Origin of the sequence: Gymnodinialimonas sp. 57CJ19 (assembly GCF_038396845.1) — a bacterium.
Taxonomy (GTDB): domain Bacteria; phylum Pseudomonadota; class Alphaproteobacteria; order Rhodobacterales; family Rhodobacteraceae; genus Gymnodinialimonas.
The window spans coordinates 591,589-604,523 of the sequence record NZ_CP151587.1 but is presented as its reverse complement, the minus strand read 5'-3'; the positions used below and the strand labels follow the sequence as shown (position 1 = coordinate 604,523).

The 12,935-nt window shown below is 61.5% G+C and carries 12 protein-coding genes; 2 read left to right on the top strand and 10 right to left on the bottom strand.

Features of this window, described 5'->3' with window-relative positions:
* The first annotated feature begins 22 nt into the window (after nt 1-22).
* A complete protein-coding gene (locus tag AADW23_RS03015; RefSeq protein WP_341863047.1) occupies nt 23-466 on the top strand; it encodes an Rrf2 family transcriptional regulator in 444 nt (147 codons plus the stop codon).
* On the opposite strand, the gene pncA is transcribed toward AADW23_RS03015, so the two are convergent.
* A complete protein-coding gene (pncA, locus tag AADW23_RS03010; RefSeq protein ID WP_341863046.1) occupies nt 463-1,065 on the bottom strand; it encodes a bifunctional nicotinamidase/pyrazinamidase in 603 nt (200 codons plus the stop codon). The genes AADW23_RS03015 and pncA overlap by 4 nt on opposite strands.
* A gap of 79 nt (nt 1,066-1,144) precedes the next feature.
* Between pncA and AADW23_RS03005 the strand changes: the two genes are divergently transcribed.
* A complete protein-coding gene (locus AADW23_RS03005; RefSeq protein WP_341863045.1) occupies nt 1,145-2,044 on the top strand; it encodes a rhodanese-related sulfurtransferase in 900 nt (299 codons plus the stop codon).
* Between the two features lie 75 nt (nt 2,045-2,119).
* Here the strand turns inward: AADW23_RS03005 and AADW23_RS03000 are convergent, their stop codons facing one another.
* From AADW23_RS03000 to dnaA, 9 genes are all read right to left on the bottom strand, one after another.
* Nucleotides 2,120-3,298 carry an MFS transporter gene (locus tag AADW23_RS03000; protein WP_341863044.1) on the bottom strand — a complete coding sequence of 393 codons (1,179 nt, stop codon included), beginning with the start codon at nt 3,296-3,298 and terminating at the stop codon, nt 2,120-2,122.
* A 229-nt stretch (nt 3,299-3,527) separates the two neighbouring features.
* Nucleotides 3,528-3,893, bottom strand: a complete 366-nt coding sequence (locus AADW23_RS02995; RefSeq protein WP_341863043.1) for a hypothetical protein — start codon at nt 3,891-3,893, stop codon at nt 3,528-3,530.
* A gap of 81 nt (nt 3,894-3,974) precedes the next feature.
* The gene (csgH, locus tag AADW23_RS02990) at nt 3,975-4,385 is read right to left on the bottom strand and encodes a curli-like amyloid fiber formation chaperone CsgH (protein WP_341863042.1); all 411 of its coding nucleotides are present in this window, start codon (nt 4,383-4,385) and stop codon (nt 3,975-3,977) included.
* A 162-nt stretch (nt 4,386-4,547) separates the two neighbouring features.
* A complete protein-coding gene (locus AADW23_RS02985) occupies nt 4,548-4,982 on the bottom strand; it encodes a hypothetical protein (RefSeq protein ID WP_341863041.1) in 435 nt (144 codons plus the stop codon).
* Between the two features lie 778 nt (nt 4,983-5,760).
* Entirely contained in the window at nt 5,761-8,178 is a 2,418-nt protein-coding gene (gene gyrB / locus AADW23_RS02980; RefSeq protein WP_341863040.1) for a DNA topoisomerase (ATP-hydrolyzing) subunit B, read from the bottom strand.
* Nucleotides 8,179-8,251: 73 nt separating this feature from the next.
* Entirely contained in the window at nt 8,252-8,878 is a 627-nt protein-coding gene (locus tag AADW23_RS02975) for a LysE family translocator (protein ID WP_341863039.1), read from the bottom strand.
* 22 nt (nt 8,879-8,900) lie between these two features.
* Nucleotides 8,901-9,992 carry a DNA replication/repair protein RecF gene (recF, locus tag AADW23_RS02970; protein WP_341863038.1) on the bottom strand — a complete coding sequence of 364 codons (1,092 nt, stop codon included), beginning with the start codon at nt 9,990-9,992 and terminating at the stop codon, nt 8,901-8,903.
* A 47-nt stretch (nt 9,993-10,039) separates the two neighbouring features.
* On the bottom strand, nt 10,040-11,158 hold the full coding sequence (dnaN, locus tag AADW23_RS02965; protein ID WP_341863037.1) for a DNA polymerase III subunit beta: 1,119 nt from the start codon (nt 11,156-11,158) through the stop codon (nt 10,040-10,042).
* Between the two features lie 125 nt (nt 11,159-11,283).
* Nucleotides 11,284-12,705 (bottom strand): chromosomal replication initiator protein DnaA, encoded by a 1,422-nt coding sequence (dnaA, locus tag AADW23_RS02960; RefSeq protein WP_341863036.1) that lies wholly within the window; start codon nt 12,703-12,705, stop codon nt 11,284-11,286.
* Nucleotides 12,706-12,935: the final 230 nt, after the last annotated feature.

Genomic DNA, 12,935 nt, shown 5'->3' with positions numbered 1-12,935 from the left:
TTGTAAATGTTAAATATACGCCATGCAGTTGGGCAAGTTCACAGACTATGGATTGCGGGTGTTGGTGCACCTGAGCGCGGCCGCGCCCGAGAGGGTCTCGGTCGCGAAGGTGGCGGCAACGTTCGAGTTGTCCGAGCACCATCTGGCCAAGGTGTGCTCGCGCTTGGTGCGGGGCGGGTTCCTGGTGTCGGAAAGGGGGCGCAACGGCGGTCTGACCCTGGCGCGCGATCCGTCCGAGATCCGCCTGGGCGCGGCTGTGCGCTGCCTGTCGCAAGATACGGCGCTGGTCGAATGTTTCGGAAGCGGCCCATGCAGTTGCCGTCTGCTGCCCATGTGCGGCGTGAAGCAGCCGTTGGCCGAGGCGATGACCGCGTTCTTCGCCACGCTGGACCGCTACACTTTGGCCGACATCAGCCGCAACCGCGCCGCCTTGCGCGATCTGTTGGGCGTGGAGGCGGGCGTCTAGGACAGCACCACACCCGCCGCCGCCATGCCCGCACGGGCCGCCGTCAGAGACCCGTCGAAATCAATCGCGCGGCAGAGGTCTTCGCGGACCGTCACGGCAAACCCCAGTTTCGCCGCATCCACCGCCGAGAAATTCACGCAGAAATCCGTAGCAAGGCCCACCAGCGTCAGATCGGTGATGCCCCGCGTGCGCAGGTAACCTTCTAGGCCCGTGGGCGTCGTATGGTCATTTTCAAAGAACGCGGAATAGCTGTCGATTGCGGGGTTGAAGCCTTTGCGGATCATCAGGTCAGCGCGGTCCGTTGCAAGGTCGGCGTGGAATTGCGCCCCAATGGAGCCCTGGATGCAATGGTCGGGCCAGAGCACCTGCGGGCCATAGGGCATCTGCATCAGGCTCATCGGCTCTGCGTCATGGGAGGAAGCGAAAGAGGAATGGCCCGCCGGGTGCCAATCCTGGGTCAGGATGACCGAAGCAAACTCGGCCATCAGTGCGTTGATACCGGGCACGATGGTGTCGCCACCGGATACAGCCAATGCGCCGCCGGGGCAGAAATCATTCTGAACATCAATGACAAGAAGGGCGTGGTGGGCTGGCTGCATTGGGGCGCTCCGCAGGGTCAGGGGTAAAAGGCCACCCTACGACTTGAGGCGGCGCACGCAACGGCGTATCTGATCGCCCATGTTTACCATTGCCGCGCTATATCATTTCACCCGGTTCGATGATCCCGACGCCTTGCGCCTGCCGTTGCAGGATGTGGCGCAAGGGGCCGGCGTGACCGGTTCCCTGTTGCTGGCCCCGGAAGGGATCAACGGCACCATCGCCGGCACGCGAGAGGGAATTGATACGGTTCTGGCCCATGTGCGGGCCTTGCCGGGATGTGCTGGGTTGGAGTGGAAAGAGAGCTTTGCGTCAGAGCCGCCGTTCGGTCGCCTGAAAGTGCGCCTGAAGAAAGAGATCGTGTCCATGGGCGCGCCGGGGCTGGACCCGGCCAGCGTGGGAACGCACGTTGATGCGGCGGAGTGGAACGCCCTGATCCAGGCGCCCGACGTGGCGGTGATCGACACGCGCAACGCCTATGAGGTGGAGATCGGCACGTTCGAGGGGGCCGTGGACCCGGAGACCGAGACCTTCCGAGATTTCCCCGCCTGGTGGGAGGCCAACAAGGATCGTTTCGCCAACCAGCGCATCGCGATGTTCTGCACCGGCGGCATCCGCTGCGAGAAATCCACCGCCTATCTGAAAGAGCAGGGCGTAGAGGATGTGTTCCATCTGAAGGGCGGCATCCTGAAGTATCTGGAAGAGGTGCCGGAGGAAGAGAGCCTTTGGCAGGGCGGGTGTTTCGTTTTCGATGAGCGTGTGGCCGTAGGCCATGGGTTGGAAGAGATGCCCTACGAGCTGTGCCGCGCGTGCCGTCATCCGATCAGCTGCGAGGAGAAGGCGGATTTAGCCTTCGAGGAGGGGGTCTCGTGCCCTCGGTGCATTGATGTCCACACCGATGCGGACCGGGAGCGGTTCCGGGAGCGGCAAAAGCAGATTGCGCTGGCGAAGGCCCGGGGTGAGGTCCATTTCCGCGGATAAACTGCGCTCCGGTGGGGAGGGCAGCAGTCGGGGCGGCGGTGGGATTCGATATTTGTAAAAAGGTGAAAGGGCGGGTCAGCGCGCCCCGCGACGGGCGTGGAGGATGCCTGCCGTGAGAACGAGGGCAGCGAGTGCTGCGCCGATGGACGAGATCTGGATTACGGTTTGGAAGCTGGTGGCTTGGGCGATGAGGCCCACGGCGGGGCCGGAGAGGAGCCCGGAGATCATCAGCGTGTTCCAGTAGATGGCCGTGGCTTGGGCGGGGCGATCCTGGGCGAAGCTTTGCACGTAGCTGATCCCGAGGCTGGCGAAGAGGCCATAGTAGAGCCCTTCGAGGGCCGAGCCGAGCATCATTTGCGGAAGGGTTGTGACGGTAGACAGCAGAAGGATTGCGCCGATGGCGATGCAGCTTGTCACGAGAAGCGGGCCACGCAGGCCGAAGCGGGCCATGAGGAAGGGCGTGGAGAAGATCGCAAAGACCTCCACAAATGTTTTGACGGTGAAGGCGAAGCCGGGGGCGAAGTCGGGCAGGCCGACCTCGGTCACGAAGAACAGCGGCAGGGCGGTGAAGGTTAGGCCGTGGGCCACGGACATGGCGAAGATGAAGCCCGCCGCCAGCCAGAGGCCGGTGTCTTGCGGCACCGGGTGCGGCGCGTCAGCGGCTGGCGCGGGCGCTTTGGCCTGAACGTCTCGGGGTAGGGTGACGTACCACATGGCCAGCCAAGCCAAGCCCAGGACGGCGGCGCCTTTGAACACCACCTCATTGCCGAAGTGTCCGGCGGCCAGAAAGCTGAGGGCGGGGCCGATCATCCAGGCGGTTGAAGTAGTCGCACGCATGATGGCGTTGAAGCGGCTGCGTTCGACGCCGTGACGCTCGGCCATGTGGCCGCCGAGGCTGAACATGGTGGAGATCGCAGAGGCACTGCACCCGTAGCCGATCACGCCGACGGTCAGCATCACGGGAAGCGTCGGGGACACAGCCATCGACAGCGACGCCAGCGCATAGCCCGAGGCGGCAAAGCCGATCAGCGGAAATACCGCGACGCCCGCGTCGATGCGGCGACCGAAGGCGCGGTTTGCGGTGACGGTCAACACGATGGCGAGGAAGGAATAGACGCTGAGCATCCAGTTCGGCTGCCCCAGCCCATCAATCAGGAAGAACCCCATGAACGGCACCACGGCGGAATTGCTGAGGGTTCCGGTGAACAACAACAGCAAAAACGGGACGAAGCGGCGGGTGGATGTGGGGGCCATGGCAGAGACCTCGCACGGGGGAGGGAGGAGGCCAACACGAAAAAGCCCCCGGCCGGAGCCGAGGGAGTTTGGGACACGCCTGAGTGATATGTTCGTGTCGGGACTAGGAGACGAAAGGAGAGAAGTGCCGGACACCCAACCCGTCAGGGGAAACGGGGGCTAGGGAAGGGTTGAGTGTCCGGGATCTCGGCCAGCGGACTGGCCGATCAGGAGAGGCTGGTTTCAGGGACTACCAGCCGAATACGAAGACGAGGTCACCGTCGTTGCCGTTCTGGGCCAGGTGGGCGTCGGTGTTTTCACCGAACTGGAAGACGCCGCCGGCATTGCCGCCGCCACCTTGGGCGAGGGAGCCGTTATGGCCGTTGCCTTCCTGGTGGATGACGCCAACCGAGCCGCCCTGGGCTGCTTGGGTCAGAACCTCGACCGGGTCACCACCGTTGGCGATCTGGTACAGCACGAGGGCTCCGGCGATGGCGTCACGTTCCTGCTGGTTACCAGCGGTGATGCCGAAGCTGATCTGTTGAGCGGCAACCGGAACAGCGGTGGCGGCAGTGGCAAGAACGAGGGCGGCGGCGGTAAAGGTTTTCTTAAACATGGCAGTGTTCCTTGGATAAATGGGTTTTGAAAAAGGGTCGGATAAAAGAGGTCTTTGAAAAGGTCTTGGTCTTGAAAGGTCTTAGAGAGAGGTCGGGCAGCTATAGGTGCGGCCGTCGATCGTAAGGGTCATTTCAGCATCGAGGCTGGCGGCGGAGCCGCTGGTCATCATGCGACCCAGCTCCAGGGTCTGACCGGCACGAAGCGAGAAGGGCCCGCCTTGGTTCATCCGGGTGCCGGGGCCTTCGACGCGCAATTGGTAGATGCCGGAGGTCGCCTCGGTCGCCTGGATCACCGGCTCTAGCTGAAGCAGACCGTTGTTGGTGCCGATGGAAAGGGCGCAGGCCACGGGGGCTACGGATTGGGCGTGGGCTTCGCGGGTTACATCTGCGGTTTCAGCAGAGATCGCGGTGCAGCCCAGGACGGCCGTGGAGATCGCGGCGACAGTTGCAGCAACTTTGGGGGCCGTGTGAATTTTGGAAAACTTGGTCATTGGCCTGTCCTTTGAATGAATGGGGTCGAGTGGGTGAATGAAAATCGGGTCTGGGTAAAAAGGTCTTGGAGGTAGGTTACTCCGGGAGCGGGGCGAGGGGGAGAAAGGGAATCCCGCCCCCGGAGGGGTCCGGGCTGAAGGGGCAGCCCGGATATTTGCGGCTTAGTTGGCCTGGATGATCAGGGCCGTGTTGCCGACGCCGTTCTGGTTCAGAACACCGGTGTTACCAACGCCGGACTGGATCACTGCGCCAGTCTGGAAAGCGCCGTTCTGGACAACTTCACCGTAGTTGAAAGCACCGGCCTGCTGGACGGCACCAGCGTTGAAGGAACCGTTCTGGCCAACGACGCCAGTGTTGAATGCGCCGTCCTGGCCAATAACCACTGTGTTGAAGTCACCGTTGGAGATGCCGGCGGCAGTGTTGTTCCAGCCGTTCTGGCCGATGGCAGTGTTGTTGCAGTTACCGAACTGCTGAACGCCAGCCTGGTTGTCCCAGCCAAACTGAGTGGCCGTTGCGAGGTTACAAGCGGAGGCGGCGCCAACGGTAGCGATCAGAGCGATGGAAGCGGCAGCGGTTTTGATGATTGCGAGTTTCATTGTGTGAATTCCTATAAATATAAAGTTTTGGTTTAGGTGTGTGTTTCAGGTTCGTGTTGTGCAGCTCGTATTTGGGTAATGCCCTGTGAGCCGATGACCAACTTTTGGCCCATTCCGCCGCTGTCAGACAATTTCCAAGAGAAGAAAGGTCATAACAGGGCGATGTTATCGGATGTCATTGATGTAACGTGTTGATTTACAGGAGTTTTAATGCGTGATAGCCAAGAGTGACGCTACGTCGGAAAACGATGCGATAGCAGTCTGACAAAGCCCCGTAGAGGCCGTGTTATCGGGTGTCAGAGCGGCAGGTAAGGTTTCCCCGCAGTTTTCCGAGAGGGGCCGAGAAACGGGATTCGGCGAAAGATCTGCTTAAGGTAAGGCTGCCCTTACCCTTGGCGCTGTGATTCGAATCAATCGGGCAGAGAGGGGGGAGGCCGGGAAAGGATTCATCCCGGATTTCCTGAACTGGAAGGAGCGGGAGAATCATCTGGTTGAGGGGTTTGAAGCTGCCTGACGTGGGCGCGCCTTATGGAGAAAGGGGGCGGCGGAGAGGGTAGAGGGGGGCCAGCCCCCCACGAGACTTTTCCCAGAGGGAAAAGGTCCCGTTCCCCCCGGAGGTGTATGGGCCAAGATGAAGGGGCGGCCGGGGGCTCGGTTTCGGAGTGCGAGAGAGGTCGCGCGGATTTGGGGGGGGCGGCGCGGGTTGATGGGGAACATCGGCGGGCGCGGAGAGGGGGCTTTGGCCCATGCGGGTGGCACGGGCCGAGGCGGTGGGTGATTAGAAGTCCAGGTTTTCGACGCTGAGGGCGTTGTTCTGGATGAATTCCCGACGCGGCTCGACCACATCGCCCATGAGTTTGGTGAAGATATCGTCGGCGTCGGCCAGATCGGAGACTTTGACCTGCAAGAGCGTGCGCGCGTCCGGGTCCAGGGTGGTTTCCCAGAGCTGGTCGGGGTTCATTTCGCCCAAGCCTTTGTAGCGCTGCATTTGCTGGCCCCGAGCCCCTTCTTCAAGGATCGCGTTCAGAAGCTCGGTCGGGCCGTGGATCAGCTGTTCGCGATCCTTGCGGGAAAGCGTCGCCGGATCCTGGTAGATCGTGCGGCTGTCTTGGGAGACCTCGGACAATTTGCGGGCCTCGCCCGAGCGCAAGACGGCCCCATCGAGGGTGCGGATTTCCTCGACCCCGCGCAAGACGCGGGACAGGCGGATGCCGTGATCCTGGGTGATGCGTCCGTTCCAGCCGCGTTCATATTCTACCGCCACCAGATCCAGCCGCTTGGCCACGGTGTCGGCCACGCCTTGCAGGTCGGCGTCCGCTTTGCCGGCATCAAATGCGCCTGCAAGTGCGGCTTGTTCCACGATGTGGCGCGGGTAGTGAGTGGGGAAGGCATCGAGGATACGTTTGAAGTTACGCGCCCCGGTGACGACGCGGGCAAGGTCTTGCCCGGCGATTTCTTCGCCCGAGGGCAGGCGCAGGGTTGCGCCTTCGATGCCTTGGGCAACCAGATAATCTTCGAAGGCGGGTTCGTCCTTCAGGTAGACTTCGGACTTGCCACGGCTGACCTTATAGAGCGGCGGTTGCGCGATATAGAGATAGCCGCCTTCGATCAGCTCCGGCATCTGGCGGAAGAAGAAGGTCAGCAGAAGTGTGCGGATGTGGGCGCCATCCACGTCGGCGTCGGTCATGATGACGACCTTGTGGTAGCGCAGTTTGTCGATGTTGAACTCATCGCGGCCAATGCCGGTGCCCAGTGCCGTAATCAGCGTGCCGATTTCCTGGCTGCCCAACATCCGGTCAAAGCGGGCCCGTTCGACGTTAAGGATTTTACCCTTCAGAGGCAGGATCGCCTGATTGTGGCGCGAGCGTCCCTGTTTGGCGGAACCGCCTGCGGAGTCACCCTCCACCAGGAAGATTTCAGACTTGGAGGGGTCTTTCTCTTGGCAATCGGCCAGCTTTCCGGGCAGTGAAGCGATATCCATCGCCGTCTTGCGCCGGGTCAGTTCACGCGCCTTGCGGGCGGCCTCGCGGGCCAGAGCGGCCTCGATGATCTTGCCGACGATCTGCTTGGCCTCGTTCGGGTGCTCCTCGAACCATTCCTGCAATTTCTCGTTTACCAAGCCTTCGACGGCGGGGCGCACTTCGGACGAGACCAGCTTGTCCTTTGTCTGAGAGCTGAACTTCGGGTCCGGCACTTTCACCGACAACACGCAGGTCAGACCTTCGCGGGCATCATCGCCGGTAAAGTTCACCTTCTCGCGCTTGGCGATGCCGCTGGACTGGGCATAGAGGTTGATGGTCCGCGTCAACGCGCCCCGGAAGCCGGCCAGGTGCGTGCCGCCGTCGCGTTGAGGGATGTTGTTGGTAAACGGCAGCACGTTCTCGTGGTAGCTGTCGTTCCACCACATGGCGACTTCAACGCCGATGTCGTCCTTCTCACCGGTGATGAAGATCGGCTCTTCCATGGCCGTGGTTTTGGAGCGGTCGAGGTAGCGGACGAATTCGCGCACGCCGCCTTCATAAAACAGTTCGCTTTCCAGTGCCTCGGCAGGGCGTTCATCACGCAGGATGATGCGCACGCCCGAGTTCAGGAACGCCAGTTCCCGCAAACGGTTCTCCAGCGTGGTGAAGACGTAATCAAGATTGGAGAAGGTGTCAGTGGAGGCCATGAAGCGCACTTCGGTGCCGGTCTTGCCACCGGCGTCGCCGACTACCTCCAGATGCTTGGCGGTATCGCCGCGCTCAAACCGGGCGATATGTTCTTTGCCATCGCGCCAGATACGCAGTTCCAGCCAATCGGACAGCGCGTTCACAACCGATACGCCCACGCCGTGCAGACCGCCCGAGACCTTGTAGGAGTTGCTGTCGAACTTACCGCCCGCGTGCAGTTGGGTCATGATGACCTCAGCCGCGGACACGCCTTCTTCCTCGTGGATGCCCACCGGAATGCCGCGCCCGTTGTCGTGCACGGAAACGCTGCTGTCGGCGTGGATTGTGACGGTTACGGCGTCCGCATGGCCCGCCAGCGCTTCGTCGATGCCGTTGTCCACGACCTCATAGACCATGTGATGCAGGCCCGAGCCATCGTCGGTATCGCCGATATACATGCCGGGGCGCTTGCGAACAGCCTCCAAGCCTTTGAGAACCTTAATAGAATCGGCGCCATAGTCTTCGCCGTTCGCGGGTGTATCGCTCATGTCTTTTTTATCCCGTTCTGTTGCCCAAGATATACGCATTTGGGGCAGCATTGTCACGGGATGAACACAAGATTTAGGGGGCCGTGACCGCGATGATCACGGCGACCAGAATAAGCAGGATACCGGCCACCCGATTGATCCGCGCCAGCCGTTCCGGAGACGAGAATTTCCGCCGCGCCCGGTCCACGAGCCAGGCAAATCCGGTATTGCCCAGAAAGGGCACGGCAATAGACACGAGCGCAATGGCAAGGATGTCGGCACGGGTGATGATGCTGAGGTCAAAGAAGCCCGGCAGCAGGCCCATGTAGAACAGGATCGCCTTGGGGTTGGCGAGGATGGCGGCAAGGCCCGCAAGAAACCCCGTCCAGGCCCCGGCGCGATTGAGGGAGCTGTCGCTTGCGATCGGGCGCGCTGCAAAGCGGATCAGCAAAGCCCCCATCAGCGCGAAAACGGCCACGGCAATCCAGCGCAATGCCACCATGATCCAGGGGTAGAGGCCAACAACCCAGGCCAGCCCGAAGACCGCCAGCAGCGACCAGACCAGATCCCCGAAGGCCACGCCCAGGATCAGCGGAATCGCGGCGACCCACCCATGGGCCAACGTCCGCGCCGCCGTGGCCAGCCATACGGGGCCCGGCGTCAGGAACATCACGAACAGGGCGCCCGCATAAAGCGTCAGTTGGCTGAGGGTGAGGGTCATGGCCGTGGCTCCGGTTGAGCGCTCATGCGACCACGCTTTCGCCGTCTGCTTCCGTCACCTCAAACTGCTGCGCCCTCTCGCCCAGTTCCGTGAACAACTCAGGCCCCGTGCCGGTCATCCAAGCCTGAGCCTCCAACGCGCAGATCTCATCAAACAGCGCGGCGCGGCGGGTCGCGTCCAGATGCGCGGCCACCTCGTCCAACAACACCAAGGGGGCGGCCCCGGTGTCCGCCTTCAACGCTCTCGCATTCGCAAGGATCAAGGAGATCAGCAATGCCTTCTGCTCCCCGGTGGAGCATTGCTTCGCCGGCACGCCCTTGTCTCGATAGATCGCCGACATATCCGCCCGATGCGGCCCCACAAGGGTGCGCCCCGCCGCCAAGTCCCGTGGGCGGCTCTCTGCGAAAGCCAGGGTGAAATCCTCTACACTCTCGCAAGATACCTCGGTCACAATTCCCAGATCGGCCGCTGGAAAAGCCGTCGCTGCCCCCTCCTGCGCCGCACTGATCCGTTGCAACGCGTCTTGCCGGCCCGCCACAATCCGTGCGCCCGCTTCCGCCATCTGCGCCTCCAACGCGCGATACCAGGCGGGATCGCGTACGTCATCGCGCAACAGCCGGTTCCTTTCCCGCATCGCCTTCTCGTAACTCAGCACGGCTTCCGCATGGGTGGGCAGAAAGCTCAACGTGATCCGGTCCAAAAACCGCCGTCGCCCCTCGGCCCCTTCACTCCATAACCTGTCTTGGGACGGCACCAGCCAAACAATCCGCAACAACTTCGCCAAAGCCACCTGCGGCGCGCTCTTGCCATCGACCTGAGTTGCCCTCGGCTGCCCCGGCTCTGCGGTCAATGCGATCTCGTGGCCAACCCCCGGCCCCGCGACCTCCGCTGCCACCTTCCAGCCTATCGCCTCGGGCCTGCGAATGATCTCTTCCGCCTGCGCCCGCCTCAACCCGCGCCCGGGTGACAGCAACGAAACGGCTTCCATTAGATTCGTCTTGCCCGCGCCATTGGGGCCGAACAACGCCACCGGGCGCCCATCCAATGCCATGCGCGCGCGCCGGTGCGACCGGAAATGCGACAACACCAACGACGAGACAAACACGCGGCTCATCTCGCTCCCTCATTCATCTTGGCAAATACAACTCAATCGGACCGATGTTACACGCGCATCGGCATGACGACGTAGATCGCGCTGTCATCATTGCCTTCGCGCATCAGCGTCGGTTCGGCTGGGCTGGAGAACATGAAAACTGCGTTCTCCCGGTCCACTTGGCTGGCGATCTCCAGCAGGTACTTGGCGTTAAAACCAATCTCCAGCTTCTCGTCGGCATAGGCCACAACCAGCTCCGCTTCGGCGTTTCCGCTATCAGGGGCATTCACAGACAGAACCAAACGGTCCTCATCCAAGGCCATTTTCACCGCGCGGGAACGCTCCGATGACACCGTGGCCACCAGATCAACCGCCTTGGCAAAATCGCCTGCGTCCACTTCCATGCGGCGGGTATTCCCGGTGGGGATCACGCGTGTGTAGTCGGGGAAGGTGCCGTCAATAACCTTGGACGTCAGGGTGATTTCAGGCGTGGCAAAGCGGATCTTTGTTTCCGACACAGACACGGCGATCTGGGCGTCGTCGTCGTCCAGCAGCTTGCGCAACTCACCCACGGTTTTGCGTGGTACGATCACGCCGGGCATCTCTTGCGCCCCATCGGGCAGCGCGGAATCGATCCGCGCCAAGCGGTGCCCATCGGTGGCAACGGCCCGCAAAGCCTTGCCGTTGTCGCCATCGGCGATGTGGAAATAGACGCCGTTCAGGTAATAGCGTGTCTCTTCCGTGGAAATTGCGAACTTGGACTTGTCGAACAACCGCCGCAGCTCGGGCGCTTTGGCCGAGAAGTTGGCGGTGTAATCGGTCGATGCCATCACCGGGAAATCTTCGCGCGGCAGGGTCGCCAACTGGAACGAGGAACGCCCCGCCTCAATCGTCAACCGAGCGGCGGTCGAATCTTCTGTCAGCGATACCAATGCGCCGTCGGGTAGTTTCCGCACAATCTCGTGCAGGGTCACGGCGGATACCGTGGTGGCACCGGCGCGTTCCACTTGCGCGGGGGCTTTGTCGACGACCTCGATATCAAGGTCCGTGGCGCGGAAGCTGACGGTGTCGCCTTCGGCCTCGATCAGCACGTTGGCAAGGATCGGAATGGTGTTCCGACGCTCCACCACGGATTGCGCCTGAGAGACAGCGCGCAGCAAAGTGGCGCGTTCGATGGAGAGTTTCATAGCTTCGCTCCGACAGAGTGTGGGGCCGCGAGATTACTCGGACCCCAGATATTCACAAGTTGAATAAGATACTGCGCCCCCGCGTGCCAGCGTCAAGTGGCAAGCGGGCAGCAAATAGCGAAACCTCAGGCTTCCAGCGTGCGGCGCAACAGTTCTGCATCTTCTGCAATCTGGCTGTCGGCCTGCATCAGTTCTTCAATCTTGCGCACGCCATAAAGGATCGTGGTGTGATCGCGTCCGCCGAACTTCTTGCCGATCTCGGGCAGGGAGCGGGTGGTCAGCCGCTTGCACAGGTACATCGCCATCTGGCGCGGCCGCGCAATCACCCGCTGGCGGTTCTGGCTGATCATGTCGACCTGGCGGATTTTATAATACTCGCAGGTCTTTTTCAGGATCTCGTCCATGGTGACCTTCTTGTCGGTCGCCCGCAAAACGTCGGTCAGACATTCCTTGGCCAGATCAACCGTCACTTCGCGGCGCACCAGGTCGGCAAAGGCATAAAGCCGCGTCAGTGCCCCTTCCAGAACCCGTACGTTCGACGAAATTTTCTGGGCCAGATATTCCAGCACGCCATCGGCAAACGTGATGTGCTGATACTTCGCGCCCATGATCTCGGCCTTGTGCTGCAAAACGCTCAGGCGGAGTTCATAATCGGTGGGGTGGATATCCACGACAAGGCCACATTGCAGGCGTGACGCGATCCGGTTGTCCAACTCTTCCATATCAACGGGGGCGCGGTCGCCTGAGATGACGATCTGTTTGCCCATTTCGACAAGGGCGTTGAACGTGTGGAAGAATTCCTGCTGGGTCGAGGTTTTGCCGGCGATGAACTGAACGTCATCGACCATCAGAATATCGACCGAGCGGAAGGTTTCCTTGAAATTGAACGTATCCTGTTCCCGCAGGGCGCGCACGAAACGGTGCATGAATTGCTCTGCCGAAAGATAGAGTATTTTCGCATCGGGGAATCGCGACTGAAGATCCCAGGCGATTGCGTGCATCAGGTGCGTTTTACCAAGGCCGACGCCGCCATAAAGAAACAGCGGGTTGAATGTGACGTCCAGCGTTTCGGCGACGCGACGGGCGGCGGCATGGGCCAGCTCGTTCGGTTTGCCGACAACGAAGTTGGCGAAGGTGAAGTTCGGGTTCAGATTGGTGCCGGAAATTTCGCGCGCGGCGGTGGTCGCCGGGGCAGGGGTTGGCGCCGCCACAGGTGCAGGCGCCGCGACGGGAGCGGGGGCTGCAACAGGCTCAACCGGTGTGGGGGCTGGGGTGTTCGCCGGTGCCGCTGCCGCAGCCGAGCCACGCGGAGCCACGGTAAACACGACACGGTCGGCCGAGGCACCGTGGGCGGACAGATGGCGCAGAATCAGGTCGCCAAAGTTGTTCGTGACCCAGGAGCCAATGAAGTTCGTGGGAACGTGGAAATGTGCCGTCCGCTCATCAACGCGATCGAATGCGATCGGTTCAATCCATGCCGAGAAGTTGTTCTTACCGACAACCTTCAACAGCTCTTGGCGCACATTATTCCATGTGTCGTTCGTCATGCCTTTGTCCCGTCCTATTCTCGCCCGGCGCCTTTTCGTGGGCCGGTTCCTCACCAGTATCTGCGTCGCAAGGCATCCTACCCGTAACATTGGGCATGATCATGGCGTCAAACGCGTTTCGGCCCACCGGTTTGCCAGCGGTGCTGAAAGCACGTCCCACAGGGTATGATCACGAGGTGAAGTTAAAGCACCGTTAATGGGCGGCGGCACATTTTCGATGTGCGTTTCCT

Bases quoted from the DNA above. Each gene is read 5' to 3' on its own strand.
- gyrB (WP_341863040.1), bottom strand. From the start codon at position 8,178: ATGAGCGATACACCCGCGAACGGCGAAGACTATGGCGCCGATTCTATT.
- AADW23_RS03015 (WP_341863047.1), top strand. From the start codon at position 23: ATGCAGTTGGGCAAGTTCACAGACTATGGATTGCGGGTGTTGGTGCAC.
- AADW23_RS02985 (WP_341863041.1), bottom strand. From the start codon at position 4,982: ATGAAACTCGCAATCATCAAAACCGCTGCCGCTTCCATCGCTCTGATC.
- pncA (WP_341863046.1), bottom strand. From the start codon at position 1,065: ATGCAGCCAGCCCACCACGCCCTTCTTGTCATTGATGTTCAGAATGAT.
- csgH (WP_341863042.1), bottom strand. From the start codon at position 4,385: ATGACCAAGTTTTCCAAAATTCACACGGCCCCCAAAGTTGCTGCAACT.
- AADW23_RS02975 (WP_341863039.1), bottom strand. From the start codon at position 8,878: ATGACCCTCACCCTCAGCCAACTGACGCTTTATGCGGGCGCCCTGTTC.
- dnaN (WP_341863037.1), bottom strand. From the start codon at position 11,158: ATGAAACTCTCCATCGAACGCGCCACTTTGCTGCGCGCTGTCTCTCAG.
- AADW23_RS02995 (WP_341863043.1), bottom strand. From the start codon at position 3,893: ATGTTTAAGAAAACCTTTACCGCCGCCGCCCTCGTTCTTGCCACTGCC.
- AADW23_RS03000 (WP_341863044.1), bottom strand. From the start codon at position 3,298: ATGGCCCCCACATCCACCCGCCGCTTCGTCCCGTTTTTGCTGTTGTTG.
- AADW23_RS03005 (WP_341863045.1), top strand. From the start codon at position 1,145: ATGTTTACCATTGCCGCGCTATATCATTTCACCCGGTTCGATGATCCC.
- dnaA (WP_341863036.1), bottom strand. From the start codon at position 12,705: ATGACGAACGACACATGGAATAATGTGCGCCAAGAGCTGTTGAAGGTT.
- recF (WP_341863038.1), bottom strand. From the start codon at position 9,992: ATGAGCCGCGTGTTTGTCTCGTCGTTGGTGTTGTCGCATTTCCGGTCG.